The sequence below is a fragment of the Micromonospora xinjiangensis genome (assembly GCF_056150165.1).
On sequence record NZ_JAXCFO010000007.1, the window covers coordinates 78,776 to 104,772 of the forward strand.

A 25,997-nucleotide genomic window follows, 5' to 3' on the forward strand; every position below is an offset into this window, starting at 1 on the left:
TGGGGCGCCTCACCCGACGGCGCAGCGCCGGACGTCGACGCCGGCCGGACCCGGGGATCAGGCGGCCAGCCGGGCGTCGAGCGCGGCCAGGTCGGGCACGAACCAGACGTGGTCGTGCCGGTTGGACTCGGCCACCAGGGCCCGCAGCGCACCGCTGGTCGCGAGGTGCGCGGAGATGTCGCCGACCACCACCAGCCGCAGGCGGTAGTTGACGAACTTCTGCATGATCTCCCCGGCGACCCGGGTCTCCAGGGAGAAGAAGCTCGGGTCGAGCCGGCCTGCGGGCACGGCCACGACCTCGGCGCCGCCGAAGGACGCGTTGCCGATCAGGTCGAGGACCTGATCGACGGTGGCTACCGGCGGGCCGGCCGGGTCGCAGCGCAGCACGGGCACCCCGGCCCGGTCCTCCAGCACGTCAGCCATCGGTGGGCTCCTTCGAGAGCAGGTCGGTGCCGCCGCGCAGCAGGGCGTCGACCAGCCGCAGCAGGTCAGCGGTGTCGGCGGCGTCGCCCAGGATCACGATCTTCATCCGGTGGCGCTCCTCGTCGTAGAGGGTCTGCACGCGCATCGGGCGTGCCGGGTCGTGGTGGGTGTTGACGCCGGCCAGCACGAGGGTGGCGAGCCGGTCGGCCGCGGCCCGGTCGACGCCGTCGACCTGCACGATGCTCGACACCTCCAGCGCCGGCCCGGCGGCCGCCGGCGCCGGCGCGGGCCCGCCGGTCATCGCGTCGAGGTCGGCCCGCGCGATCCGGTACTGCTTGCCGATCCGCACCGCGCGCAACCGGCCGGTGCGGATGTAGCCCCGCACGGTGCGCACGTGCAGGCCGAGAAGCTCTGCCACCTGCTCGGCCGAATACATGTCGTTACGCATCGCACCCTATCTTAGGCGCATTAGGGAGCGGTAGGGAAGTTGGCCGGCTCGTCACCTGCACGCCACCCGCGCCCGGCATACTTCCGGCGTGCGACCCCGCCACCCCTACCTCGACGCGCCCGCGCCACTGGCCTTCGCCCACCGCGGGGGCGCCGCCGAGGGCGACGAGAACACCACCGAGGCGTTCGCCCGCGCCATCGCCCTCGGCTACCGGTACGTGGAGACCGACGTGCACGCCACCGCCGACGGCGTGGCGGTGATCTTCCACGACCCCACCCTGCGCCGGGTGACCGGCGAGCCGGGGCGCATCGCCGACCTGCGGTGGAGCGACCTCGCCTCGGTGCGCGTCGGCGGCGCCGCCGTGGTGCCCCGCCTCGACGAGGTCCTCGGCGCCTGGCCCGAGGTCCGGTTCAACGTCGACGTCAAGTCCGACGGCGGCGTCGAACCGGCCGTGGCCACCGTCACCCGCGTCGGCGCCGGTGACCGCGTGCTGCTCGCCTCGTTCAGCGACGCCCGGCTGATCCGGCTGCGCGCCCTGGCCGGGCCGAAGGTCGCCACCAGCCTCGGCGTGCGCGGCGTGGCCCGGCTGCGGCTGGCCTCCCTGCACGGGCGGCCGCTGCGGCTGCCCCCGTCCGTCGTCGCCGCCCAGGTCCCCGTCCGGTACGGGCGCATCCCGGTGGTCGACCGGCGCTTCCTCACCTACTGCCACCGGCTCGGGTTGCAGGTGCACGTCTGGACGATCGACGAACCCGCCGAGATGCACGACTTACTTGATCGTGGCGTGGATGGCATCATGACCGATCACGTCGGCGTGCTGCGCGACGTCTACCGCAGCCGCGGCCACTGGGCCGCCTGAAACCCCCGAGGACCCCGATGGCCGAAACGGTCACCCCCGCCGTCGCCGAGCCCGCGCAGCCGGCCAGCACCCGCCGGGAACGCACCGGCTGGTACGTCTACGACTGGGCGAACTCCGCGTTCCAGACCACCGTGATCACGGTCTTCCTCGGGCCGTTCCTCACCACCGTCACCGAGCTGGCCGCCGGCTGCGAACTCGGCGCCGACACCTGCGACGGTCACGTGTACCCGCTCGGCATCCGGGTCGCCGCGGGCTCGTACTACCCGTACCTCATCTCGCTGTCGGTGTTCCTGACCGTCTTCGTGCTGCCGGTCATGGGCGCCATCGCGGACCGGTCGATGCACAAGAAGCGGCTGCTCGCGGGCGCGGCGTTCACCGGCGCCGCCGCGACCACCGCGATGGCCTTCGTCACCGGCGACCGCTACCTGCTCGGCGGGGCGCTCTTCCTGATCGCCAACATCAGCTTCGGCGCCGCGATCGTGGTCTACAACTCGTTCCTGCCACAGCTCGGCGGCCCCGACGAGCGGGACGGCATCTCCAGCCGCGGCTGGGCGCTGGGCTACCTCGGTGGCGGCCTGCTGCTGGCGTTGAACCTGGTCGCGGTCACGATGTTCAGCGAGGAGGGCAACCCCCAGCGCACCCTGGACCTGGCCCGCTGGTCGATCGTCTCGGCCGGCGTGTGGTGGGCGGTGTTCACCCTCGTACCGCTGCGCTGGCTGCGCGAACGCCCGACCGCCGCCGCCCTGGCCGGCCGCGGCAACGTGCTCACCGACGGGTTCCGGCAGCTCGGCCGCACCCTGCGGGAGATCAAGGCGTACCCCCTCACACTGTTCTTCCTGCTCGCCTTCCTGGTCTACAACGACGGCATCCAGACCGTCATCACTCTCGCCAGCCAGTACGGCACCGAGGAGCTGAGGCTGGAGCAGAGCACCCTCATCACCACGATCCTGCTGGTGCAGTTCCTCGCCTTCGGCGGCGCGCTGCTGCTCGGCGCGCTCGCCCGCCGCGTCGGCGCGTGGAAGACCGTGCTGCTCAGCCTCGTGCTGTGGACCGTCGTGATCGTCGCCGCGTTCCGGCTGCCCGCCGAGGCGCCGCTGCCGTTCATGGTCCTCGGCGCCGCCATCGGCCTGGTCCTCGGCGGCAGCCAGGCGCTGAGCCGGTCCCTGTTCAGCCAGCTCATCCCCGCCGGCAAGGAGGGCGAGTACTACGGCTTCTACGAGATCAGCGACAAGGGCACCAGCTGGCTCGGGCCGCTCGCGTTCGGCCTGGTCTTCCAGCTCACCTCCTCCTACCGGGTGGGCCTGGTCTCGCTGCTGATCTTCTTCGTGGTCGGCTTCCTGCTGCTGCTGGCCGTGCCGATCCGGCGGGCCATCGTCGCCGCCGGCAACACCCCGCCCCGGGTGCTCTGAGGCCGGCGGCGCGGGCCGCAACCATGATCCGCAGCCCTGATCCGCCCCGGTCGATGGGTTAGGCTGCCCGACCGTGACCGACGACGCCGCTGCCGCACCCACCTGCCTGGCCCGCCCCCTCGGGGTACCGGACGACGTCCCCGCCGGGTGCGCGGCGGCGCGCGGCATGGACGGACGACCGCTGCACGCGGCGGCGCTGCGGTTCTTCTGGGGGCCGATGGACTGCGGGAAGTCCACGATGGCCCTCCAGATGAACTACAACCACGCCCGGCAGGGCCGCCGGGGCCTGGTCACCACCCGCATCGACCGGTCGATGGGCCCGCAGGTCACCACCCGCATCGGGCTGGCGCACTCCGCCATCGAGATCACCGACGACCTGGACCTGCGGACGCTGGTGCGCGACCGCTGGGATCGGGGGGAACGGGTCGACTACCTCGTCTGCGACGAGGCGAGCTTCTACACCGTCGCGCACGTCGAGCAGATGGCCGACCTGGTGGACAGTTACGACGTCGACGTGTACGCGTTCGGCCTGGCCACCGACTTCCGCTCCTGCCTGTTCCCCGCCGCCCAGCGGCTGTTCGAGCTGGCCGACGAGGTGGCCCGCATCCAGGTGGAGGTGCTCTGCTGGTGCGGCAGGGAAGGGTTGCTCAACGCCCGGGTGGTCGGCGGCCGCGTGGTCCGCGAGGGCGAGCAGGTCGTCATCGGCGACACGGTGGAGAGCGCCGAGGTGCGCTACCAGGTGCTCTGCCGGCGGCACTACCGCAGCGGGGACCTCGGCCCGCGACGCTGACCGGGCGACGGCGCGCGGCGGGCCGGCTCAGAACGGGTCGCCGCACACCCGCCAACCGCCGTCCTCCTGCACCACCGGCACCTCCCGCTGCTCGGTGAGGCCGCTCTCGCGGGTCAGCTGGACGACCACGGTGCCCCACGGACGCCCGCCTCGGGTGGTCACCGACACGTCCACGATCTCGAAGTCCCGCACGGTCGGCGGCGTACGCACCCAACTGGTGAAGCCACCCTCGCTCCACTTCTCGCGGGCGTCGGCGCAGAGCCGCTCGTACGCGCCACCGGTGTCGCCGAGCGTCACCTCCTGGAGGAACTCCTCCGCGGTCTCCCGCACCGGGCCGGCCGCCTGCGTGACCACCTGGAGGTTGCGTACCGCGAGACCGGCGACGCCGACACAGCACAACGCGACGCCGACACCGGCGAACACCAGCCCCGTACGCACGCGACGGTGACGCCGGGCCGGCCGGCTCCACGGCTGTCCCGCCCCCACGCCCCGACCGTAGAGAACGCGGCCGGTCCGCGGGCGGCATTCGCCTCTGTCGCCCGCGCCGCCGCATCGTCTACCGTCGGGCCACCACCCCCCCGCACGCGCCAGGAGCGAGCATGACCCGCTACGTGCAGCCGGTTCCCGCCCCCGACGACCCGTACACCGCCGACACGCTGCTGTGCTCCTGGCTGGAGCGGCAGCTCGGCGCCGCCGGGCACGCCGCCGCCAAGGACCGGCTCGCCCACCTCGCCGCCGACGTGGCCGGGCCGTTGCGCGCCGCGCACGCCGACGCGGAGGCCCACCCCCCGACGCTGGTGCGCTACGACCCGTGGGGAGCCCGGATCGACCGCGTCGACACCTCCGCCGGCTGGCAGGCGCAACGCGCCGCCGCCGCCCGGCACGCCGTGGTGGCCCTGCCCTACCTGGAGTCGGCCCGCGGCACGTGGGGCGCGGCCGCGCGGGTGGTCCAGCACGCCCTGCTGCACCTGTACGGGCCGGAGTCGGCGACCTTCTCCTGCCCGGTGGCGATGGCCGACGGCGCGGCCGCGCTGCTCAGCCTCCCCGAGGTCGATCCGGCGGTACGCGACGCCTGGCTGCCCCGGCTCGTCTCCACCGACCCGGACACGGCGATCACCAGCGGCCAGTGGATGACCGAGTCGCAGGGCGGCTCCGACCTGGCCCGGTCCAGCACCACCGGCCGCCCCGCCGCCGACGGCTCCTGGCGGCTGACCGGGGAGAAGTGGTTCTGCTCGGCGGCGGACTCGGCGATGGCCGTGGCCCTGGCCCGGCCCGAGGGCGCCGGGCGGGGCAGCCGCGTCCTCGCCCCCTTCCTGGTCCCCCGCTACGCCGCCGACTCACCCCTCGCGGGCGGCGCCGCCCCGGACGCGCCCGCGCCCGGCGTCACCGTGCACCGGCTCAAGGACAAGCTGGGCACGCGGGCGCTGCCGACCGCCGAGATCGGGCTGCGCGACGCCTACGCCCTGCCGCTCGGCGACCCCGCGCGGCCCGGCCTGGCCCGGGCCATGACCCTCGTGGTGGTGACCCGGGTGCACAACGCGGCAGCCGCCGCCGGCGGGATGCGCCGCGGCCTGGCGTACGCCCGCGCGTACGCCTCCGCGCGGCACGTCGCCGGCGGGGCGCTGGCGGCGAACCCGCTGCACCGGGCCACCCTCGGCACGCTCGCGGTCGACGCGGCCGGCGCGTTCGTGCTGGCCGGGCACGCCTTCGCGCTGCTGGGCCGGGTGGAGGTGGGCGCCGACCCGGCGGCCGCCGCCGAGCTGCGCATCGTGGCGCCGCTGGCGAAGCTGGCCACCGGCCGGCTCGCGGTCGGCTCCGCCAGCGAGTACGTGGAGAGCTTCGGCGGCGCCGGCTACGTGGAGGACACCGGCGTGCCCCGGCTGCTGCGCGACGCGCAGGTGCTGCCGATCTGGGAGGGCACGACCAACGTGCTCGCCCTGGACGTGCTGCGCGCCGTCGCCCGCGAGGACGCCGGCGCGCCGCTGCTGCGCCGCCTCGACGCCGCCGCCGACCTGGCCCGGCCGCTCTCGCCCGCGCTGGCCGACACCCTCGCCGCCGTCGGCGGCGAGCTGCGGGAGCGCCTCGACGCGGTCGCCGCCGACCCGCAGGGCGTGACGGTCGTGGCCGGGGCGCGTGACCTGGCGCTGCGCCTGGCGTACGCACTCACCACCGCGCTGCTCGTGGAGCACGCGGCCTGGGGTGACGAGCAGGCGGAGCTGGCCGCCCGGCTGTGGGCGCGTCGCCGGCTGCGGCACGAGGAGATCGCGGATGACGCCCACCACCACCTGGAGCTGCTCTGCTGACCCGGACTGTCGCGTCGAGGTCGGGACGGGTGACGTGGAACCCGTGATCGAGCTGGGCGCCGAGCGTGGCGCCCCGGAGCTGGACGGGCCGCCGCCCGCCGCGCCCCGCTGGTGGCGGGCGGTCGCCCTGCTGCTGCTGTGCGCGCTGCTGGCCGGGGCGGCCCCGCCGGCCCGGCTGCCGGCCGTGGCCGGGCCGGTGCTGCCCGAGTGGTCCGTGCTGCTCGGCGGCGGCCCGCTGGTGCTCGTCGTCGACCGCGGCGTCCGCCCTCCGTCGATGACCGCGTACGACGCCGCTGCCCCGCACCGGCCGCCGCGCTGGCGGGTGCCCGTGCCGCCGGCCGTCGGCTGGTCCGCCGAGCCCGCCGGGGACCTGGTGCTCGTCGCCGAGCGTGATCCGGCCCGCCGCGTGGTGGCGACCACCGGCCGCGACGCGCGCACCGGCGAGGCCCGCTGGCGGCGGGCCGACCGGGTGTACGCGGCCGGCGACGGCGCGGTCGCGGTGACCGAGGTGCGCAGCGTGGGCGATCCGGGCCGGCGGATCGAGGGCACCGTGCACGGCGTCGACCCGGCCAGCGGCGCGACGCGCTGGCGGGTACGGCTGCCGTCCACCGCCGTCCTCACGGTGCTGCCCGGCACACCCGGGCGGGTGCTGCTGCTGCGCGACGACGGCGTGGCCCGGGTGCACGACGTCCACGACGGGCGGGTCCTCGGCGAGGGGCGACTGCCGCCGGCCGACTACGACCCGGACAACCCGCAGGTCGCCGGCGGGCACCTGGTGCTGCGTCACCCGGTGCCCGGCGGCGCCGAACTCGTCGGGTACGACCTGCCGGGCCTCACCGCCCGCTGGCGGCGGCCGGTCGACGGCGGCGAGGTGACGATGCAGCCGTGCGACGGGCTACTGTGCGGTCAGGACCGGCGGGACCGGTGGGCGCTCGACCCGGCCGGCGGCGCGACCGTATGGCGGTGGCCCGCCGCGGCGGCCTGGCGCGGGCTGCCCGGCGGGCGGGGCGGCGGGCCGCACCTGCTGACCCGGGCCGCGGAGGACGGCCGGCGCAGCCTCGTCGCCCGGGTGGGCCGGGACGGGCCGCGGGTGGTCGGCGTGCTGCCGGCGGGCGTACGTGACTGCCGGACCGTCACCGGCGTGCTGGTCTGCCGTGATCCCGCCGGCCGGTTGGCCGTCTGGACCGCCTACGGCTCGATGAGGCCCGCCCGGATGGCGTAGCGGGTCAGTTCGAGCCGGTCACGCAGGCCGAGCTTCTGCAGCAGGTTCGCCCGGTGCCGCTCCACCGTCTTGACGCTGATGAACAGCAGCCGGGCGATCTCCTTCGAGGAGTGCCCCTCGGCGACGAGCTTGAGGATCTCCTCCTCGCGCTCGGTGATGGCCCGCGCGGGCGGGTCGGCGCCCTGCGCGCTGCGCTCCAGGTAGTTGCGGATCAGGGCGTTGACGGCGCCCGGGTAGAGGAACGGCTCGTCGCGCATGGCCGCCCGGCACGCCTCCACCAGGTCCCGGTCGGCGACGGACTTGAGCACGTACCCGTTCGCGCCGGCCTTGAGGGCCTCGAAGAAGTACTGCTCGTTGTCGTACATGGTCAGGATCAGGATCCGCAGGTCCGGCTGCTGCCGCGCCAGTTCCCGGGCGGCCTGTAGGCCGGTCATCCGGGGCATGGCGATGTCCAGGATGACCAGGTCGGGTCGTTCGGCGGCGGCCAGGCTGAGCGCCTCGGCGCCGTCACCGGCCTCGGCCACCACGGTCAGGTCCGGTTCGCTGTCGAGGATGAGCCGTACCCCCCGGCGGACCAGGGCGTGGTCGTCGGCGAGCAGGATGCGCGTGGTCACGACCGACCTCCCGCGGCGTCGACGGGCACGGTGAGCCGCACCTCGGTGCCACCGCCGCCATCCGCCGGGCCGATGCCGAGGTGCGCGCCGATCAGCAGGGCCCGCTCCCGCATGCCTCGGATGCCGGCTCCCTCCGGTGCGGCGCCGATGCCCCGGCCGTCGTCGCGTACGCGCAGCCGCACGTACCCGCCGCGGTGCTCCAGGGACAGGTCGACGGCCGTGGCCTTGCCGTGCCGCACCGTGTTGGTGAGCGCCTCCTGCGACACCCGGTAGATCACCAGCTCCGCCTCCCGCCCCAGCGCGGGCAGATCCGTGGCGAGGTGCTGCTCGACGCTCAGGTCGGTGTGCCCGGTGACCTCGGTGGTGAGCGCCTTGAGCGCGCTGACCAGGCCCAGCTCCTCCAGCACGCCGGGGCGCAGCCGCCGGGCGATCCGCCTGATCTCGTCGAGGCTGTCGCGGGTGGTCTCCTGCACCTGGGCCAGCTGGGCCCGGATCGGCTCCGGGGCGTGCCGGGCGACCTGCTTGAGTTCGAGCAGCATCGCGGTCAGGGTCTGCCCGACCTCGTCGTGCAGCTCCTGCGAGACGCGCCGCCGCTCGGCCTCCTGCGCGGACAACGCGGCGGCCGCGCTGGCGGCCCGCTCCGCCTCCAACCGGTCGATCATGGCGTTGTAGGCGTGGATCAGCTCGGCCGTGCCGCCGTGACCGGCGGCGACCAGGCGCGGCTCCGGCTGGAGCAGGTCGATGGTGGTCATCGCCCGGGCCAACCGCCGCAGCGGCGCCAGCCCGACCCGCAGCAGCACGGCGTTGGCGACGAGCATCGCCGCGAGCCCGACGGTGAGGACGATCGCCTCGGTGAGCAGCACCGGGGTGGAGACGGTGACCGGGCCGAGCAGCAGCAGTGTCGCGGTGACCAGCACGGCGGCGTTGAGCAGGAAGATCCGCCAGAACAGCGACACCAGTACGTCTCCTTCCCCCGGTCGGTCGCCGCGACCGGGCCACGCTCGCCGTCCGCCACTGTCGGTTGCCAGCCTGTCGGGGGCCGGGTGCGGGTGTAAATGAGTGCCCACACCCATTCGCGTTCGGTGGCACACCCCACCTGCCCCCGCCCGCCGCGCCGCCCCGTCGCCGGAGCCGCCAGTACGGGCAGGCCAGGGCCAGCATGCCACGCGGCGACGGCGACGGCCGAACCCGCGCGAGCGACGGATACCCGGATTTGCGGGCCGCCACCGGCGGCAAATGGGTGTCAGACCCGATGCCCGGGGGCGGCCTCGGCGGGATGAACTGGCACCGGGGCCGACCCGACCTGCGGCCCTCACCCCGCACCACCCCCACGGCCCTCCCCGGTGGTCCCGAGCCCGCCGGGGAGGGCCCGGTGGTCGACCCCGTGGAGGAAACCGTGATCTCCGGACAGAAACGGCCCGTACCGGCGGCGCGTCCGCCCGCAGCCGCCCAGGCGCGTCCCGGCGCTGAGCACGGCCCGCCGGGCGGGCGCCCGTGAGTGCCTGGCCCGCCATCGCCGCCACCGTGATCTTCGCGGTGGCGTTCCTGTTCATCGCCACCGAGAAGATCAACCGGGTGGCGGTGGTGCTGGGAGCCGCGGGCCTGATGGCCCTGCTCAACCTGGTGCCGGGCTCCGAGGTCTTCTACGGCCACCATGCCGGCATCGACTGGGACGTCATCTTCCTGCTCCTCGGAATGATGATCATCGTCGGCGTGATCAAACAGACCGGCGTGTTCGAGTTCCTCGCCATCTGGGCGGCGCAGCGCTCACAGGGCCGGCCCTACCGGCTGATGCTGCTCCTCGTCGCGATCACCGGCGTCGCCTCGCCGTTCCTGGACAACGTCACGACGGTCATGCTGGTCGCCCCGATCACCATCTCGGTCTGCCGCCGGCTCGGCATCTCCGCCGTCCCGTACCTGATCGCCGAGGTGCTGGCGTCGAACATCGCGGGCGCCTCGACCCTCATCGGCGACCCCCCGAACATCATCATCGGCAGCCGCGCCGGGCTCAGCTTCAACGACTTCCTGGTGCACATGGCGCCGGTCGCCGTGCTGATGTTCCTGGCCTTCCTCGTGCTGGCGCGGATCATGTTCCGCCGGTCGTTCGAGTACCACCCGGAGCGGTTCGAGGCCGTCCGCGACATGGACGCGCGCGCCGCCATCACCGACCCGGCCATGCTGACCCGCAGCCTGGTCGTGCTCGCCCTCGTGATGGTCGGGTTCGGCCTGCACACCGTGACCGGCGTCGACGTGGCGATCGTCGCCCTCGTCGGTGCCGGCCTGATGGTCCTGGTCACCCGCGTCGAGACCGCGAGGTACCTGGCCGAGGTCGAGTGGTCGACCCTCGTGTTCTTCCTCGGCCTGTTCGTGATGGTCGCCGGGCTGACCGAGACCGGCGTCATCGAGCAGGTCGGGCAGTGGGCGACCAGCGCCGTCGGCGACAGCTGGTTCGCCGGCGCGACAAGCCTCATCTTCGGGTCGGCGGTCCTGGGCGCCTTCTTCGACAACATCCCGTACACGGCGACGATGGCGCCGATCGTGGAGAACATCGTCGCCGAGGCGGACCCGCACACCGGGCAGGCCCTGTGGTGGTCCTTCGCCCTCGGCGCCGACCTGAGCGGCAACGGCACGGCCGTCGCGGCCAGCGCCAACATCGTCGTGTTGGGCATCGCCGCCCGCGCGGGCGAACCGATCAGCTTCTGGCGGTTCACCCGCTACGGCATCGCCACCACCGTGCTGACCACCCTGATCGCCTGGGGGTACGTGTGGCTGCGCTACTTCGCGTGAGGCGGACCGCCGGCGGGAGGGGGCCGCGATGACGCTCACGGAGTTGTACGTCGTCCTCGCCGTGGGCACCGGCGTCATCCTGGTCAGCGTCGCCGCGGCCCGACTCGCCACCCGGCTCGGCATGCCCGTCCTGCTGGCGTACCTCGGCGTGGGTCTGCTGCTCGGGCAGGACGGGCTCGGCCTGCCCTTCGACGACGCCGCCCTGGCCCAGGCCCTGGGCCTGGCGGCGCTCGCGGTCATCCTCGTCGAGGGCGGCCTCACCACCGACGTGCGCGACGTCCGGCCGGTGCTGGCGCCCGCGACCGTGCTCGCCACGCTCGGCGTGCTGGTGAGCGTGGCGGTCACCGCCGCCGCGGCGTACCTGCTGCTGGACGTCGGCTGGCGGACGGCGCTGCTCCTCGGCGCGATCGTGTCCTCCACCGACGCCGCCGCCGTCTTCTCGGTGCTGCGGTCCGTGCCGCTGCCCAAGAGGCTGACCAGCCTCGTCGAGGCCGAGTCCGGTCTCAACGACGCCCCGACGTTCATCCTGGTGCTCACGTTCAGCGCCACCAGCCTGGCGGCGGTCGAGCCGCTGCCGCTGCTGGTCGCGATGCTCGTCCAGCTCGCCGGGGGCGGCGCGATCGGCCTGCTCATCGGCGTGGTCGGGGTGTGGCTGCTGCGCCGGATCACCCTGCCCACCTCCGGCCTCTACCCGATCGCGATCGTGGGCTGCGGTGTGCTCGCGTACGCCGTGGCCGGGCTGACCCAGACCAGCGGCTTCCTGGCCGCCTACCTGGCCGGGCTGGTGCTCGGCAACGCCGGGCTGCCGCACCGGCGGGCCACCCGCTCCGTGGCCGAAGGGCTCGGCTGGATCGCCCAGATCGGGCTGTTCGTCATGCTCGGGCTGCTGGTCACGCCGAGCGAACTGCCCTCGAGCGTGGTGCCCGCGCTGGTGGTCGGCGCGGCCCTGCTGCTGGTCGCCCGGCCGGCGTCGGTGCTGGCGTCGCTCGCCGCGTTCCGGGTGCCGCTGCGGGAGCAGGCGTTCCTCTCCTGGGCGGGGCTGCGCGGGGCGGTGCCGATCGTGCTGGCCACCATCCCGGTGGTGGCGGGCGCCCCCGGCAGCGAGCAGGTGTTCAACATCGTGTTCCTGCTCGTCGTGGTGTTCACCGTCATCCAGGCGCCGGCGCTGCCCTGGCTGGCCCGGCGGCTGCGGCTCACGCCGCACGGCGTCGGGCCGGACCTCCAGGTGGAGCTCGCACCGCTGGACGCGATGGACGCGGACCTGATCCACGTCACCGTGGATCCCGGTTCCCGTTTGCAGGGCGTGTACCTGGCGGAGTTGCGGCTGCCGCCGCCGGCCGCGACCACGCTCGTGGTGCGCGGCCCGGACACGTTCGTCCCCGACGAGCACACGCGGCTGCGCGTCGGGGACCAGCTCGTCGTGCTCACCACACCGCCCGTGCGGGACGCCACCGAACGGCGGCTGCGGGCCGTCGCCCGCGCCGGCCGCCTGGCCGGCTGGTTCGGCGAGACCGGGCACCCTGAACCCGCCACCCGACCCGACAGGAGGCGACAGTGCACATCGAACGCGTGACGCTGCCCGGAATCGGTGTCAGCTACACCCTGAAGACGGCCGAGGGGCAGCGCCTGGGGGTCGTCTGCCGCCGCGGTGGCCGGCGCGACCTCGTCCTCTACACGCCCGGCGACCCGGACACGGTGGAGCGGTCGCTCACGTTGACCGTCGCCGAGGCGCGGGAGCTGGGGGAACTGCTGCACCCGGTCGCGACCCTGGAGCACGTGCCCGAGCTGGAACGCAGGGCCGGGTCGCTGACGGTGGCCGTCGTGCCGGTCACGGCCGCCTCGCCGCACGTCGGCCGCACCCTTGGGGAGATCGTCGCGGACCTGCGGGGCGTGACCGTGGTCGCGGTGCTCTCCGACGGGCACACGGCGACGGCCCCCGGGCCCGAGCATCGGGTCACGCACGGCGACGCCTTGGTGGTCGCGGGCACCTCGGCCGGTGTCGGCGCGCTGAGCAGCCGGCTCGTCCCCGACCAGCCGTGAACACCGCCGCAGGTACCTGACACAGGATGTCAGGTACCTGCGGCAGGCTGCCGGCATGACAACGACAGCCGACCTCGCCATGGTCAACCTCGACAGCTCCGACCCCGCCGCGCACGCCGCCTTCTACCACCGGGTCCTCGGCTGGGAGATCACGCACAGCCAGCCCGAGTACGCGATGCTCAGCGGGGGCGGCGTGAGCATCGGCTTCGGGCTGGTCGAGGGGTACCGCGCGCCGTCGTGGCCCGACGCCACCGCCGGCAAGCGCTACCACCTCGACCTCTACGTCGACGACCTAGCGCGGGCCGAGAAGGAGTTCGTGGCCGCGGGTGCGACGAGGCCGGACTTCCAGCCCGGTGACGGGCGGTGGGTGGTGCTCATCGACCCGATCGGCCAGCCGTTCTGCATCTGCCCCCGCCCGCAGGACTGACCGGAGATCGCCGCCGCCGGCGGGGCGCCGCGCCCGCCGGCGGCGGTGCCCGGCCCGCCGGCGGCGGCCTCGGCCGGGTCGGGTCAGCCGCGGCGACGCGACCGGGCCGCCCAGATGACGTACGCGGGATCGCGGTCGAGGTTGTGCCGGTCCCGGTCGTAGCGGCGGGTGGTGCGGGGGTCGGCGTGCCCCATCGCGTCCTGCACGTCCTCCAGCGGCACCCCTTCGGCGCGCGCAGTGGTGGCGAACGCGTGCCGCAGCGAGTGCGGGGACAGCCTCGCCCAGGCCGGGATCCCGGCCGTGCGCGCCAGCCGGCGCACCAGGCGGAACACCGCGTGCCGGTCCAGCCTCGCGCCGGTCGCGGTGACGAGCAGCGGTCCGGTCAGCTCGGCCACCGGCACGCCCGCGGTCGCGGCACGCTGCGCGAGGTAGGCGTCGACGGCGTACGCGGTGCCGGGGGTGAGGGCCCGACGCCGCGGCTTCCCGCCCTTGCCGACGAAGCGGACGCTGCGGTGCCCCCGCTCGGTGCCGAGGTCGGTGACGTCCAGCGAGACCAGCTCCCCCACCCGCAGTCCGAGGTCGGCCAGCAGGGCGATCGCCGCCCGGTTGCGCACCGCCGTGGGGCCGGTCTCCGCCTCCGCCGCGGCCAGTAGCGCGTCCACCTCGTCCGGGGTCAGACCGACGGTGGCCGAGTAGTCGCGGTCCACGCGGGGGCGGTCGGCGCCCGTGACCGGGTTCGCGTCGACGGCCCGCAGCTTCGCCAGGAAGTCGTACCAGCTCGACAGCGCGGAGAGCTTGCGCGCCACGGACGCCGGGGTGAGGGGACGCCCCGTCCGGGTGTTGCGGGTCGACTCCAGCGCACGGGCGTACTCGTTGACGTCCAGGAAGGTCGCCCGCAGCGGGTCCAGGCCACGGTCGCCGCACCAGCCGAGCCAACCGGCGATGTCCCGCCGGTACGCGTCGCGCGTGTGGGCCGACAACCGGCGGTTGTGCAGCCACGCCTCCGTGAACTCGACGGGACCGGCGGGCAGTGCGGGGTGGTGCGACGGGCGGGCGAGCGCCGGGGCCTCGGAGGAAACCATGTGAAAAAGGTTCTCAGGTTCGGGTGGGCAGAATGGGAAGGCGCGCCCGAACGGATTGCCGCTACGGTCGAGCGGTGCGTGCGAGTCGCCTGGTGTCCCTGCTGCTGCTCCTGCAGACGCGCGGCCGGATGTCCGCGCAGGAGCTCGCCGGGGCGCTGGAGGTGTCGGTCCGGACGGTCTACCGGGACGTGGAGGCGCTGGGCGCCTCCGGTGTGCCCGTCTACGCCGAGCGCGGCCCGGCCGGCGGCTACCGGCTGATGGACGGCTACCGCACCCGGCTGACCGGGATGACCCCGGCCGAGGCGGAGGCGCTCTTCCTGGCCGGAGTGCCCGGCCCGGCCGCCGAGCTGGGGCTCGGGTCCGTGCTGGCGACCGCCGAGCTGAAGGTGCGAGCCGCGTTGCCGGGCGAGCTGGCCGACCGGGGCGGGCGCATCCGCGAGCGCTTCCACCTCGACGCGCCGACCTGGTTCCGGGAGCCCGAGCCCACCCCGCACCTGTCCGCGCTGGCCGAGGCGGTCTGGGCCGACCGTCGTGTGCGGGTGCGCTACCGGCGGTGGCGGGCGCCGCGGGAGGTGACGCGGATGCTCGACCCACTCGGCCTCGTGCTCAAGGCCGGGCGGTGGTATCTCGTCGGTGCCGTCGACGGTCAGGTGCGCACCTACCGGGTCGGCGCGATCCTGGAGCTGGCCGTGCTGGACGAGCCGGTCGACCGGCCGCCCGACTTCGACCTGGCGCGCTGCTGGCAGGAGCACGCCGACCGCTACGAGCAGGGGGTCTACCGCGCGCAGGCCCGGGTGCGGATGACGGCTGGGGCGCTGGAGCTGATGCCGTTCGTCTTCCCACCGGCGATGAGCCGGGCGGCCCGGGCGGCCGCCGGTGAGCCGGACGCGGACGGCTGGCTGCTCACCACGGTGCCGATCGAGTCGGTGAAGCACGGCCACATCGAGCTGCTGAAGCTGGGCGCCGACGTGGAGGTGCTCGACCCGCCCGAGCTGCGGGAGCGGTTCACCGCCACCGCCCAGCGGCTGGCCGCGCTCTATCCCGCGGGCGACCGCTCCTGCTGATCGGCGTGGCGCAGGGCGGCCAGCGCCGCCCGTACCATCGCCTCATCCGGAGGCAGCAGCGGCAGCCGCACCGCGGGGGTCGGGATCCGCCCCTGGGCGTGCAGGACGGCCTTGACGACGCTGGGGTTCGGCGCGGCGAACAGCGCGGCCGACAGGCCGGCCAGCCGGTGGCCGAGCGACCGGGCCCGCGCGACGTCCCCGGCCCGCCACGCGGCGACCAGGTCGACGAAGCCGGCGGTGGCGAGGTGCGCGGAGGCCAGGATGCCGCCGTGCGCGCCGAGCGCGAGCAGCGGGGAGATCACCGCGTCGTCGCCGCCGAGCACCGCGAAGCCGGGCGGCGGGTCGGCCAGCAGCCGTACGGTGTCGGCGTCGACCGCGCCGACGGCGAGCTTGACACCCACCACGCCGGTGAGCGCGGCGAGCCGGCGCAGGGTGTCGACCGTGAGCGGCTGCGCGGTGCGGTGGGGCACGTGGTAGACCACCAGCGGCACCGGGCTGGTGGCGGCGAGCGCCGCGAAGTGGGCCACCACCCCCGCCTCGCCGGGGCGGACGAACGGCGGCACCAGGCTGAGCGCGGCGCTCACCTCGGCTCGGCCGCGCAGCGCGGCCAGCGCCCCGGCCGTGCTCGCCCCGACCAGCAGCGGGGCGTCGCGTTCCCGGCAGACGCGGGCGAGGAGATCGACCACCGCGCGCTGCTCGGCCGGGTCGAGGGAGGTCGGCTCGGCGGTGGTGCCGAGTGCCACCAGACCCGCCGCGCCGGCGTCCAGCACCTCTCGCCCGAGCGACTCCAGCGCGTCGCGGGCGACCGCGCCGGTGGCGTCGAACGGGGTGATCAACGGTACGTACACACCGGAGAACGTCATGGCCTCAGCCTCCGGTAGCAGAAGCGTAAGGTCCAGTTCACGTTGCTTGCCTGGTGCGTAAGCTGAGCTGATGCTCGACGTGCGCCGGCTGCGCCTGCTCCACGACCTGTCCCGGCTGGGCACCATCGCCGCCGTCGCCCAGGCCCACACCTACACCCCGTCGGCGGTCTCCCAGCAGCTGTCCGCCCTGGAGCGCGAGGCCGGCGTGGCGCTGCTCGAACGCACCGGGCGCCGGGTCGCCCTCACCACCGCCGGCCGGGTGCTCGTCGCGCACGCCGAGACCGTCCTGGCCGCACTGGAACAGACCACGGCCGCGCTCGCCGCGGTGGCGACCGGCCTGACCGGGCCGCTGCGCATCGGCGCCTTCCCCACGGCCGTCCGTACGCTGCTGCCGGCGGCCCTGGTGGCGCTGGGCCGGGAGCACCCCGGGTTGGAGCTGGCCGTCACCGAGCTGGACCCGGTGGCGGTGCCCGACGCGCTGCGCGAGCGGCGCCTCGACGTCGGTCTGCTGCACGACTACGACGTGGTGCCGGTCGAGCCCGACCCGTCGCTGGATACCATGCCGCTGCTGGACGAGACGGTCTTCCTGGCCCTGCCGGAGCCGTCCGGCGTCGGGTCCCGGTCCGGGGTGGACGATCCCCTCGGCGTGGCGCGCGACGCCGACTGGATCATGGCCACGCCGGGCACCCTGTGCCACACGGTCACCCTGCACGTCTGCCGCGGCGCCGGGTTCACGCCCCGGGTGCGGCACCGCGCCGACGACTTCGCCGCGGTGCTCGCCCTGGTCGCGGCCGGCCAGGGCGTGTCGCTGGTGCCGCAGCTGGGCGCCGTCCGGCCGCCCGACGGGGTGCGGCTGGTCCCGCTGCCGACCCGTCGGCGCACCCGTGTCGCCTACCGCCGGGGCGCGGCGGCGCACCCGGCGGTCGCCGCGTTCGTCGGCGCCGTCCGCGCCGCCGCCGAGGCGTTCCTGGCGCGGTGACCGGTGGACGGACGCGACCGGGGCGGCGCGGCCTCGCCGGCCGTTCCGCCCCGATCGCCCGGTCAGGCGTTGATCTGCTTGCGGCCGTTGCCGGCCACGGCGACCGGCACCCGGCGCGGCCTGGCCCGCTCCGCCACGGGGATCCGCAGCGTGAGCACGCCGTTCTCGTAGCCCGCCTCGAGGTGGTCGGCGTCGAGGGTGTCGCCGAGGAAGAGCTGCCGGGTGAAGACCCCCATCGGCCGCTCGGCGGCCACCAGCTCGACCTTGTCGTCGGTGGGCCGGCGTCGCTCGGCGCGTACGGTCAGCACGTTGCGCTCGACGGTGCAGTCGATGCTCTCCGGGTCGACACCGGGCAGGTCGAACGCGGCGTAGAAGTGGTCGCCGTCGCGGTAGGCGTCCATGTGCATGACGCCCGGGCGGGCGGTGGTGCCGAAGAACTGCTCGGCGAGCCGGTCGATCTCACGGAACGGGTCGGTACGCATCAACATGGTCTGTCTCCTCGGTTCTCCTGTCCCAAGGTCTAAGTTGAGTCGGGATGACTCAACTTCCTTTTCTGTGATAGCGCGACCCGGCGCCGTCGTCAACCGGAGGGCAGCACCTTCTCGAACCAGTGCTCGGCGTACCTGGCCTGCGAGTACGCCGGAATCTCCCGGTACCCGTGGCGGGCGTAGAGGGCGCGCGCCTCGACCAGGTCGCCGCGGGTGTCCAGGCGCACCCGGTCGGCACCGGCGTCGCGCGCGTACGCCTCGGCGACCGCCAGCAGCGCCGCGCCGCCGCCGCGGCCACGATGCCCGGCGCGGACGTACACCCGGGTCAGCTCGGCCCAGCCCGGCCGCAACCGCAGCCCGGCGCAGCCGGCGAGACGGCCGTCGCAGCGGGCCAGGAACAGCACCCCGGTCGGCGGCACCAGATCGTCGCTGGGCGACTCGACCAGGGCGGCGTCGACCTCGCCGGGCCGTGCGGGGCGACGGTGGTAACGCTCCACCATCTCCGTGATGTACTCCCGCAGCAGCGTCGCCGCGTCGGGGTGGTCGGGGTGCGCCGGAGCCGCGCACCAGGCCGATCGGCTACCCGTGGTCACCCGCTGATCGTCCCCACCGGGGCAAACCGTTTTCCGGCAGCGCCGCCCCGCCGGCTGGCCCTCAGACCCGGCGGTAGATGCCCTGGTCGCGGGTGAGCAGCAGCTCGTCCACCAGGTACCGGCGCAGCGTGACGTGATCCGAGCCGCCGTCGGCGCACCAGGGGCGCAGCGCGTCGTTCACCGCCCGCTCCGAATAGGAGGTGTCCGGCGTGAACGACCGCCGCGCGATGTGCTCCAGCACGATCCGCCGCCGCCCGCGCTGCGCCGGCAGCCCCACCAGCACACCGTCGCGCACGAACGTCCGCAACACCGTCTCCTCACGACTCTCGGCGGGCCGGTCGGGGCGCGGGACGCGGGCCAGCTCGCGCAGGCGTCCGTCGTCGATCGCGAGCGTGCCGCCGGAGTCGGCGACCAGCCCGGCCTCGGTGAGCCGGCGCACCGCCGTCACCGCCTCCCGAGCCGGCAGGCCGGTGCGCGCGGCGACCTGCGCCGTGTCGGTCGCGCCCAGCACGATCGCCGCGAAGGCCCGTCGGCGTGCGTCGTCGGCCAGCGCCCCGGCCAGCGCGTGTGCGGTCATGCCGGACACCCTGCCAGCGCCCCCGAGGCCCACGCCACACGATTTCGCGTGTCCCCCACTCACCGGCCGACGCGGCCGGTGCGACCCCCCGGCCGCCGCGGAACGCATGACCCGCCCGATGGGCCGTCCGGTCGGTCCCGGGCCGCCGGGGTACCGCCGGTGCGCCCCGGCGGCCATGATATGGACGTGCCCGAATCCGTTGCCGACGTGGAGCGCGCCGACCGCGGCACGCCCACCCCGGCCACCGACCCGCCCCTCCCCGGCCCCCGAGCCCGTGGCCCCTGGTTGGTCGCCGGCGCGGTGACGGCCGTGCTGCTGGCCCTCGCCGGTCGCTACGGCTACCACCGCGACGAGTTGTACTTCCTGCTCTGCGGCCGGCACCTCGACTGGGGCTACGTCGACCAGGGCCCACTGGTTCCCGCCCTGGCCCGGCTGCTCGACACCGTCGCGCCCGGCAACCTCGTGGCGCTGCGCGCCCCGTCGGCGCTGATCGGCGGCGGCTGCGTGCTGCTCGTCGCCGCGATCGCCCGCGAGCTCGGCGCCGGGCGCGGCGCGCAGATGTTCGCGGCATTCCTCGCCGGCACGTCCGGCCTGGTGCTCGCCAGCGCCCACCTGCTCAGCACCACCACCGTCGACATGCTGGTGTGGCTGCTCGTGGCCCTGTGCGCGGCGCGGATGCTGCGCACGGGCGACACCCGATGGGCGCTCGGCATCGGGCTCGCGATCGGCGTGGGCATGCTCAACAAGCTGCTGCCCGCGCTGCTCGCCGCCGGGCTGGTGGCCGGCGTGGCGATCGCCGGGCCACGCCGGCTGCTGCGCGACCGGTGGGTGCTCGCCGCGGCGGGCCTCGCGCTGCTGCTCGCCGCGCCCACCCTGATCTGGCAGGCCGCCCACGGCTTTCCGCAGCTGTCCGTCGCCGCCGCCATCTCCGACGGCGACAGTTCCTACAGCGGGCGCCTCGACGCGCTCGTCCTCCAGTTCGTCATCGTGAGCCCGTACGCCGTGCCGATCTGGATCGCGGGGCTGGTGGCGCTGCTGCGCCGGCCCGCGTGGCGGGCGTACCGGGCGTTGGCATGGACCTGGCTGGTGGTCGTCGGTGTCGTCCTGGTCGCCGGCGGCAAGGGCTACTACGACGCGCCGCTGCTGCTGGTGCTCGCCGGCGCCGGGGCCGTGCTCACCGTCGCCTGGGCCAGCCGTGGCGCGGTCCTGGCGCGACGCGGCCTGCTGGTGCTCGGCACGCTGCTGTTCGTCGCGCCCAATGGCGTGCTGCTGCTGCCGACCCTGCCCGCCGACCGGCTGCCCGGCTTCGTCGTCGAGGTCAACTACGACGCCGGCGAGACGATCGGCTGGCCCGAGTTCGCCGACTCGCTCGCCGCGGTGCACCGGGCGCTGCCCGACCAGCAGCGCCAGCGGGCGGTGATCCTCACCGCCAACTACGGCGAGGCCGGGGCCGTCGCCCGCTTCGGGCCGGCCCGTCGGCTGCCGCCCGCCTACTCCGGTCACAACAGCATGGCCGACTTCGGCCAGCCGCCGGCGGACGCCGACGTGGCGATCGCCGTCGGCTGGGACCACCCCGACCAGCTGCGGGCGTGGTTCCGTGACGTGACCCTCGCCGGCCGCGTCGACCAGGGCGTCGAGGTGGACAACGACGAGAACGGCGGCCCCATCTGGGTCTGCACGGGCCTGCGGCGGCCGTGGGCCGAGATCTGGCAGACCGAGGTACGCCACGCCGGTTGACCGGGCCGCGACCGCGGCCGTGATATCGCCGAAGCGGCGGCCCGCTGCCACCGGGCTGCCGATAATCGGGGGGAACGTGCGGCCTCCCGCGCCACGTGAGGGCGCCGCACGGGCAGTGGACGGTGAGGCGCCGTCCGCCCTGCGACCGGGCGGGACAGCGACGGCGGGAGGCCGGCATGACGACCGGAGACGCCGCCGGGCTGGTGCGCCGGCCGGACGCCTCCAACCGGGCCACGCTGCTGGAACTGCTCTTCGACGTGGTGTTCGTGGCCGCCCTCGCGCTGGTCTCCATGCTGGTCGCCGAGGAGCGCACCTGGGCGGACACCGGGCACTGCCTGCTGCTGCTCATGGCCATCTGGTGGACGTGGTCGGTCACGTCGGTCACCACCGACTTCTACGACCCGGAGCAGCGACCCATCCAGACCGTCCTCATGGTGACGATGCTGGGCGCCGTCGTGGCGGCCGCCGCGCTGCCGGGAGCCGGGAGCGGGCACGCGCTGATCTTCGCGGTGGCGTACGTGGCACCGCACCTGGTGCGCGGCGTGATCCTGGTCGGCGCCCTGCACCGGCACCGGCACAAGGCCCAGGAGCGGGCGGCCCGGTTCTTCTTCTGGTTCGCGGTCTCCGGGGTGTTCTGGATCGTCGGGGCGCTACCGCCCGGCGAGCCGCACTGGCCGCTCTGGGCCGCGGCGGTGGCCATCGACTACGTGTCGGCCGCGGCGCGCTACCCGACCCCGTGGCTCGGTCGGGTGCCACTCGACCAGTTCGAGAGGACGACCCCGCACCTCGGCGAGCGGTACCAGCAGTTCGTCATCCTGGCTCTCGGCGACATCATCCTGGTGCCGACCCTGAAGATCAGCACCTCGGACTTCGCCGCCCCGAAGCTGATAGCCTTCCTCACCGCCATCGTGACGATGCTGCTGCTCTGGCAGATCTACGTGCACCGCGCCGGCTACATCCTCCAGATCACGTCCCGGCGCCTGCTCTCCCGGGCGACCCGGATCGCCCCGTACACCCACATGGTGCTGCTGGCGGGCGTGGTCTGCGTCGCCGCCGCCTTCGACCGCCTCATCGTCCAACCGACCGGGGAGACGTCGCCACGCCAGCTCGCCCTGGCCCTGGGCGGTCCCGCGCTGTTCATCGCCGGCCGGGCGCTGTTCACCTACCGCGTCAAGGAGGGCGTGCCGTGGCGCCGGCTGCTCTGGTTGCCCGTGCTGGCCGCCCTCGCGCCCTGGGCGGGCGGATGGCCGCCGGTGACGGTCTCCCTCGCGGCCACCCTCGTGCTGGTGGGCGTCGTGCTCAGCGACATCGTGGTCGTCCGGTGGCGACGGCCGGCGCCCCGTCCGGGCTGAGGCCGCCCGTCCCCGTCGGCCGGTGTCGAACACCCGCCGGAACGCCGAGCGCCGCAGATCATCTCCCTGCCTGCTGCTCGTGCCGGTCGAACCGGCACGAGCAGCAGCGGCGGCGAGGTCGCATCACGCGACGGCGGTTCCCTCGAGTTCGACCATCTGGCCGGGGACGGCCAGCCGTGTCACCCCGAGCATCGTGGTGGTCGGCGCCACCCCGGCGGCGCCCAACCGCGACGCGAGCACGCCGTAGTGCGGGAACAGCAGGTCGACGTCGGTGGTGTAGACGTTGAGGCGGATGAGGTTCGCCAGGGACATGCCGGCCTCGCCGAGGACGGCCTCCAGGTTGTCGAGGCTCAACGCCAACTGTGCGGCCATGTCACCGTCATGCTGGGGCTTGCCGTCGCCGCCTATCGCGGTCTGTCCGGAGCAGTACAGGGTGCGGCAGATCAAGTTCTGGCCCCTGGGCGGTTCCCACCAACACCCCTTGTCGGCGTACGGCCGCGGCCGACCGGCGCCGGGAAGGGCCTCGTCACGGGGTACGCCCGGCGGTGGCCCCGACCGGAACCGCGGCGATCTGCGGATTCCGGGCGAATCCCCGCCGCCGGTGGCCGAAGATGGCGCCAGGGGGAAGGCCCGCCGACCGACCAGGGGCCTTCATCGGGGAAGGAGCCGGCGGGTGGACATGAAGCTCGAGGTGATCGTGCTGCCGGTCACTGACGTTGACCGGGCCAAGAACTTCTACGCCTCCCTCGGCTGGCGGGAGGACGCCGACTTCGCCGACGGCGACTTCCGCGTGGTGCAGCTGACCCCGCCCGGATCGGCGTGCTCGATCATCTTCGGCAGCGGCATCACCTCGGCCGCGCCGGGCGCGACGCAGGGCCTGCACCTGGTGGTGGACGACATCGAGGCGGCCCGGGCCGAGCTGGCCGGCCGCGGCGTGGACGTGAGCGAGGTGTTCCACGACGCGGGCGGAGGCTTCCACCACGCCGGACTCGAGGCGCGCGTCCTCGGCCCGGCTCCCGACCGCAAGAGCTACGCCTCGTTCGCCTCCTTCAGCGACCCGGACGGCAACGGCTGGTACCTCCAGGAGATCACCACCCGGCTGCCCGGGCGGTGACCGGGCCGGAGCGTGCCGGGCGTCGGAGCGGCGCCCGCAGAGGAGGAGGATCCACATGAGCGCCACCTACGACTCGGCGGCAGATCTGGCGGCCGCGCTGCGGCGCGCCGCGGACGCGCACGGCCGGTACGAGCAGGAGCTCGGGCACGCCGACCCGGACTGGCCGGACTGGTACGCCAGGCACATGCTGGACGAGCAGTCCGGCCAGGGCGGATCGGGACCGACGTGAGCGTCGCCGGCCGGAGGCCGGCGGCTAGGAAACGCAGAGCGGCACGTCCGGGATGGTCTGCGTCGCCTGCTTGATGGTCCGCAGCACCTCGGCCTCGAGGTCGAGCTTCATCGTGGGCCGGCCGGGCAGGAGCCCGCTGATCAGCTCGGCAAGTTCCCCGCTGATGTTGAGCCCGACCCCGGTGCCCGCCTTGAGGACCACGTCGACCCGGCGGCAGCGGACCAGCGGCGCGCCGAGGGCGGAGCCGTTGGCCACGCCGACGCTGGCCCGGAACTTGACGTACGGCCCGGCGGCGGCGCCGGGGATCCCGAAGCCGACGAGGAACCGGAACTCCGGCGAGATGACGAGACCGGCGCCGGCCAGCGCGATTCCGCTGATCGAGTCGAGCATCGGCCGGATGGTGGAGAACGCGGGCGTCAGCCCCGCCCCGCTGGCGACGCCGATCGCGCCGGAGAGCCCCCAGGTGCCGGCGGCGCTGATGGTGGTGTGCAGGCCGGCCAGCGCCGTCTGGACGATGACCTTGCCCTTGGCGATCAGCATCATCGGTACGCCGCCCACCACGACGGGCTTGTTGAGCAGGTCGAACGGCACCTCCAGCCGGAGCTTCGCGTTGCCGTCGGTGGCGCCGAGGCCGGCCTGGACCTTGACGGTCAACGAGTCGATGCCGCGTACCGCGGTGCCGGTGTGGGCGGCGAGGCGACCGTCGCGCAGCGAGATGTCGGTGTCGAAGCGAAGGTTCGTGAAGCCGAGCGTGACGTCCGCCCCGAACCTGAGGTTTTCGTGGCGGTTGTGCAGCAGCGACAGGCTCAACCCGGCCCCGTCGAGCGCGGCGGCCACCTGCCAGGCACCGATGGTCGCCCGTAGCTTGCCCTTGGCCGGCGGCGGCAGCTCCCCGGGCGCGGGCTGACGCGCCGACGCCGATCCGGCGACGCGGCCGCCGGCGAGGACGGTCGTGGCGGCGTGAGCGGACGTGGCGCGCACCGGGCGCAGGTCGCTCTCCCCCGCACCCGGCGTGCCGACGGGGCCCGGCATCCCGGGCACCTCCTGGATGGTGACCCGGCCGGCGTCGATGTCCTCCGGGCCGATCCCGGTGCTGACCGCGATGCGGCCGTCCCGGACGACCTCCTGCAGTTGCACCGGCGCCAGCGAGACGACCACGTTCCCGCCCCGGATCTCCCGGGTGGCGACCCGCCCGACCGCGCGCGAGGTCAGGAACATGACGTCGCCGACGTCGAGCGCGTCGACGCCGCGCGCGCCCGCGTCCACCGTCCAGATCAGTCCGTCGCCGCTCACCGAGCGGACGGCGGCGGCGCCCCCGCCCACCACGACCACGTCCGGCTGGTACGTCAGACCGGTCGGCTTCTCCGCCGGCGCCTGCCCGTAGCGGGCCTCCAGCTCCGGCGACACCGGCTGCGGCCGGGGGCCGGCGGCCGACCCGCAGCCGACCAGCGCCAGGACGCCGCACGCGGCGACGGCCGTCCGGGCCCACGCGCGACCGGCGGATCGCGCGCCGGCCGTCCGGCGACGAGCAGACCAGGACATGGCACCTCCCCTGTGGCCGGCGCCGGGGCTCGTCCTCGGGCCTGCCGCGACGGGACACCGCGGGACCCCCTGACCGTAGGCCGGCGGCGGGCGGAACGAATCGGGGAAGTCCCTACCTATTACCACCTCCACCGGTGCGGGACGGCGGTGACCGCGACCACTAATTGTTGGTCACGCCAAGGACGTCGAAGGCGAACGCCTCGGCGAACTCGCTCGTGTTCGTCAACCCGCGACGGCCAGGCGCCACACGAGGCGGGCGGCCTGAAGCCGGCCCGCACCGCCGTACGCACGCCCGCGGGCTGGCGCTTCCGCGAGACGCGAATCGCGCCCGCCTGGACCCGCGCGGACTAGCCCCTCCCGCCGGTCGGGCGGCCCGCCCGGGTGGGCGGTACCGGTGTGGCGGCGGCGGACGCCCGGCCCGCCGCCGCCACACCGCCGCTAGTCCCCAGCCAGCACGGTGAACGGGAATCCGGCGCTGGTCCGACGGCGCAGCGGAATGTCGCACTTGATCCGCCGCAGTACCTCGTTCCTGCTGAACCCGAGCCCGTGCGCGATGAGCCGTTCCGGGCGCACCGGCACCGGGTCGTCGAACGCCACCTCCACCCGGACCGGCCACGGCTCGTCGAGCGGTGCCGGCGGGGCGTCCAGCCGCCACGCCCCCGTCCAGTCCAGGGCGAAGCGGTTGCGCCGGGCCAGCAGCGGATCCAGCAGTCTGGCGGCCACCAGTGCGGGATCGTTGTCGCGGTAGCCGTCGAGCTCGACCGGGTCGAGGGCACTGACCGGCGTTCGCTCGTGCACGGTGAGCTTGCTCGTCCGGTCGCAGGACACGCAGCGGACCAGCAGCCACACGTCCAGCAGTTTGCGGTTGGCGTTGACGCGGAACCTGCCGTCGCCGGTGGTGGCCGACGCCGACCCGCAGTCGACGCAGCGCAACGACAGCAGGGGCAGCCTGGTCCGACGAACGACCCAGGGCAGCACGACATGGGGTCGTGAAGACATGATCTCGAGACCTGATCTCTGTAGACCTGACACGAGGCCGATTACGCGGGGCCTCACAC

At 74.6% G+C, this 25,997-nt stretch carries 28 protein-coding genes; 15 read left to right on the forward strand and 13 right to left on the reverse strand.

The genetic code is table 11. From position 1 onward, the window contains the following. Positions 1 to 57: 57 nt before the first annotated feature. Both SM573_RS24125 and SM573_RS24130 read right to left on the reverse strand, forming a co-directional pair. Positions 58 to 423 carry a DUF4180 domain-containing protein gene (locus tag SM573_RS24125; RefSeq protein WP_474609570.1) on the reverse strand — a complete coding sequence of 122 codons (366 nt, stop codon included), beginning with the start codon at positions 421 to 423 and terminating at the stop codon, positions 58 to 60. Further along, complete coding sequence (locus tag SM573_RS24130) at positions 416 to 871, reverse strand: helix-turn-helix domain-containing protein (RefSeq protein WP_474609569.1); 456 nt, start codon at positions 869 to 871, stop codon at positions 416 to 418. Before SM573_RS24130 ends, SM573_RS24125 begins: the two co-directional genes overlap by 8 nt. A gap of 88 nt (positions 872 to 959) precedes the next feature. Between SM573_RS24130 and SM573_RS24135 the strand changes: the two genes are divergently transcribed. The 3 genes from SM573_RS24135 to SM573_RS24145 all read left to right on the forward strand — a co-directional run bounded on the left by SM573_RS24135 (position 960) and on the right by SM573_RS24145 (position 3,926). Continuing rightward, positions 960 to 1,727, forward strand: a complete 768-nt coding sequence (locus SM573_RS24135; RefSeq protein ID WP_474609568.1) for a glycerophosphodiester phosphodiesterase family protein — start codon at positions 960 to 962, stop codon at positions 1,725 to 1,727. A gap of 17 nt (positions 1,728 to 1,744) precedes the next feature. Next, on the forward strand, positions 1,745 to 3,136 hold the full coding sequence (locus SM573_RS24140; RefSeq protein ID WP_474609567.1) for an MFS transporter: 1,392 nt from the start codon (positions 1,745 to 1,747) through the stop codon (positions 3,134 to 3,136). Positions 3,137 to 3,209: 73 nt separating this feature from the next. Further along, positions 3,210 to 3,926, forward strand: a complete 717-nt coding sequence (locus tag SM573_RS24145; RefSeq protein ID WP_474609566.1) for a thymidine kinase — start codon at positions 3,210 to 3,212, stop codon at positions 3,924 to 3,926. A 27-nt stretch (positions 3,927 to 3,953) separates the two neighbouring features. Here SM573_RS24145 and SM573_RS24150 read toward each other — a convergent pair whose 3' ends face one another. Beyond that, positions 3,954 to 4,412 carry an Rv0361 family membrane protein gene (locus tag SM573_RS24150; protein ID WP_474609565.1) on the reverse strand — a complete coding sequence of 153 codons (459 nt, stop codon included), beginning with the start codon at positions 4,410 to 4,412 and terminating at the stop codon, positions 3,954 to 3,956. Positions 4,413 to 4,525: 113 nt separating this feature from the next. Between SM573_RS24150 and SM573_RS24155 the strand changes: the two genes are divergently transcribed. After that, positions 4,526 to 6,229: an acyl-CoA dehydrogenase family protein gene (locus SM573_RS24155; RefSeq protein WP_474609564.1), complete on the forward strand. Its 1,704-nt coding sequence runs from the start codon at positions 4,526 to 4,528 to the stop codon at positions 6,227 to 6,229. Beyond that, positions 6,195 to 7,451: a PQQ-binding-like beta-propeller repeat protein gene (locus tag SM573_RS24160; protein WP_474609563.1), complete on the forward strand. Its 1,257-nt coding sequence runs from the start codon at positions 6,195 to 6,197 to the stop codon at positions 7,449 to 7,451. Before SM573_RS24155 ends, SM573_RS24160 begins: the two co-directional genes overlap by 35 nt. On the opposite strand, the gene SM573_RS24165 is transcribed toward SM573_RS24160, so the two are convergent. After that, complete coding sequence (locus SM573_RS24165; RefSeq protein ID WP_474609562.1) at positions 7,418 to 8,065, reverse strand: response regulator; 648 nt, start codon at positions 8,063 to 8,065, stop codon at positions 7,418 to 7,420. The two genes, SM573_RS24160 and SM573_RS24165, sit on opposite strands and share 34 nt — an antisense overlap. Next, positions 8,062 to 9,021, reverse strand: coding sequence for a sensor histidine kinase (locus SM573_RS24170; protein WP_474609561.1), 960 nt, complete (start codon positions 9,019 to 9,021; stop codon positions 8,062 to 8,064). Before SM573_RS24170 ends, SM573_RS24165 begins: the two co-directional genes overlap by 4 nt. 538 nt (positions 9,022 to 9,559) lie before the next feature. On the opposite strand from SM573_RS24170, the gene SM573_RS24175 reads away from it, so the two are divergent. From SM573_RS24175 to SM573_RS24190, 4 genes are read left to right on the forward strand one after another with little or no spacing between them, the layout of a single operon-like run. Continuing rightward, positions 9,560 to 10,852 carry an ArsB/NhaD family transporter gene (locus SM573_RS24175; protein ID WP_474609560.1) on the forward strand — a complete coding sequence of 431 codons (1,293 nt, stop codon included), beginning with the start codon at positions 9,560 to 9,562 and terminating at the stop codon, positions 10,850 to 10,852. A gap of 28 nt (positions 10,853 to 10,880) precedes the next feature. Continuing rightward, entirely contained in the window at positions 10,881 to 12,425 is a 1,545-nt protein-coding gene (locus SM573_RS24180) for a potassium/proton antiporter (protein ID WP_474609559.1), read from the forward strand. After that, positions 12,407 to 12,892, forward strand: coding sequence for a cation:proton antiporter regulatory subunit (locus SM573_RS24185; protein ID WP_474609558.1), 486 nt, complete (start codon positions 12,407 to 12,409; stop codon positions 12,890 to 12,892). The genes SM573_RS24180 and SM573_RS24185 overlap by 19 nt, the downstream gene beginning before the upstream one ends. A gap of 55 nt (positions 12,893 to 12,947) precedes the next feature. Continuing rightward, positions 12,948 to 13,319 (forward strand): VOC family protein, encoded by a 372-nt coding sequence (locus tag SM573_RS24190; RefSeq protein ID WP_474609557.1) that lies wholly within the window; start codon positions 12,948 to 12,950, stop codon positions 13,317 to 13,319. Between the two features lie 83 nt (positions 13,320 to 13,402). On the opposite strand, the gene SM573_RS24195 is transcribed toward SM573_RS24190, so the two are convergent. Further along, positions 13,403 to 14,401, reverse strand: a complete 999-nt coding sequence (locus tag SM573_RS24195; RefSeq protein ID WP_474609556.1) for a tyrosine-type recombinase/integrase — start codon at positions 14,399 to 14,401, stop codon at positions 13,403 to 13,405. Between the two features lie 74 nt (positions 14,402 to 14,475). Here SM573_RS24195 and SM573_RS24200 point away from each other — a divergent pair, with 74 nt between their 5' ends. Next, positions 14,476 to 15,465 (forward strand): helix-turn-helix transcriptional regulator, encoded by a 990-nt coding sequence (locus tag SM573_RS24200; protein WP_474617143.1) that lies wholly within the window; start codon positions 14,476 to 14,478, stop codon positions 15,463 to 15,465. On the opposite strand, the gene SM573_RS24205 is transcribed toward SM573_RS24200, so the two are convergent. Continuing rightward, positions 15,438 to 16,328 carry a dihydrodipicolinate synthase family protein gene (locus SM573_RS24205; RefSeq protein ID WP_474617144.1) on the reverse strand — a complete coding sequence of 297 codons (891 nt, stop codon included), beginning with the start codon at positions 16,326 to 16,328 and terminating at the stop codon, positions 15,438 to 15,440. The genes SM573_RS24200 and SM573_RS24205 overlap by 28 nt on opposite strands. Positions 16,329 to 16,398: 70 nt before the next feature. Here SM573_RS24205 and SM573_RS24210 point away from each other — a divergent pair, with 70 nt between their 5' ends. Next, a complete protein-coding gene (locus SM573_RS24210; protein WP_474617145.1) occupies positions 16,399 to 17,307 on the forward strand; it encodes a LysR family transcriptional regulator in 909 nt (302 codons plus the stop codon). Positions 17,308 to 17,369: 62 nt separating this feature from the next. Here SM573_RS24210 and SM573_RS24215 read toward each other — a convergent pair whose 3' ends face one another. The 3 genes from SM573_RS24215 to SM573_RS24225 all read right to left on the reverse strand — a co-directional run bounded on the left by SM573_RS24215 (position 17,370) and on the right by SM573_RS24225 (position 18,965). Further along, positions 17,370 to 17,795: an Hsp20/alpha crystallin family protein gene (locus SM573_RS24215; RefSeq protein WP_474609552.1), complete on the reverse strand. Its 426-nt coding sequence runs from the start codon at positions 17,793 to 17,795 to the stop codon at positions 17,370 to 17,372. A 92-nt stretch (positions 17,796 to 17,887) separates the two neighbouring features. Beyond that, positions 17,888 to 18,388, reverse strand: a complete 501-nt coding sequence (locus SM573_RS24220; protein ID WP_474609551.1) for a GNAT family N-acetyltransferase — start codon at positions 18,386 to 18,388, stop codon at positions 17,888 to 17,890. A 61-nt stretch (positions 18,389 to 18,449) separates the two neighbouring features. Further along, on the reverse strand, positions 18,450 to 18,965 hold the full coding sequence (locus SM573_RS24225) for a DUF2087 domain-containing protein (RefSeq protein ID WP_474609550.1): 516 nt from the start codon (positions 18,963 to 18,965) through the stop codon (positions 18,450 to 18,452). A gap of 180 nt (positions 18,966 to 19,145) precedes the next feature. Between SM573_RS24225 and SM573_RS24230 the strand changes: the two genes are divergently transcribed. Together SM573_RS24230 and SM573_RS24235 are read left to right on the forward strand one after the other, a co-directional pair. Further along, entirely contained in the window at positions 19,146 to 20,702 is a 1,557-nt protein-coding gene (locus tag SM573_RS24230) for an ArnT family glycosyltransferase (protein WP_474617146.1), read from the forward strand. Positions 20,703 to 20,878: 176 nt separating this feature from the next. Then, a complete protein-coding gene (locus tag SM573_RS24235) occupies positions 20,879 to 22,054 on the forward strand; it encodes a low temperature requirement protein A (RefSeq protein WP_474609548.1) in 1,176 nt (391 codons plus the stop codon). Between the two features lie 123 nt (positions 22,055 to 22,177). Here SM573_RS24235 and SM573_RS24240 read toward each other — a convergent pair whose 3' ends face one another. Next, positions 22,178 to 22,501, reverse strand: a complete 324-nt coding sequence (locus SM573_RS24240) for a RidA family protein (protein ID WP_474609547.1) — start codon at positions 22,499 to 22,501, stop codon at positions 22,178 to 22,180. A 232-nt stretch (positions 22,502 to 22,733) separates the two neighbouring features. Between SM573_RS24240 and SM573_RS24245 the strand changes: the two genes are divergently transcribed. Both SM573_RS24245 and SM573_RS24250 read left to right on the forward strand, forming a co-directional pair. Then, positions 22,734 to 23,168, forward strand: coding sequence for a VOC family protein (locus tag SM573_RS24245; RefSeq protein WP_474617203.1), 435 nt, complete (start codon positions 22,734 to 22,736; stop codon positions 23,166 to 23,168). Between the two features lie 55 nt (positions 23,169 to 23,223). Then, a complete protein-coding gene (locus tag SM573_RS24250) occupies positions 23,224 to 23,397 on the forward strand; it encodes a hypothetical protein (protein ID WP_474609545.1) in 174 nt (57 codons plus the stop codon). 24 nt (positions 23,398 to 23,421) lie between these two features. Here the strand turns inward: SM573_RS24250 and SM573_RS24255 are convergent, their stop codons facing one another. Beyond that, positions 23,422 to 24,939: a hypothetical protein gene (locus tag SM573_RS24255; RefSeq protein WP_474609544.1), complete on the reverse strand. Its 1,518-nt coding sequence runs from the start codon at positions 24,937 to 24,939 to the stop codon at positions 23,422 to 23,424. Positions 24,940 to 25,377: 438 nt separating this feature from the next. After that, on the reverse strand, positions 25,378 to 25,938 hold the full coding sequence (locus SM573_RS24260) for a DUF1062 domain-containing protein (RefSeq protein ID WP_474609543.1): 561 nt from the start codon (positions 25,936 to 25,938) through the stop codon (positions 25,378 to 25,380). Positions 25,939 to 25,997 lie beyond the last annotated feature (59 nt).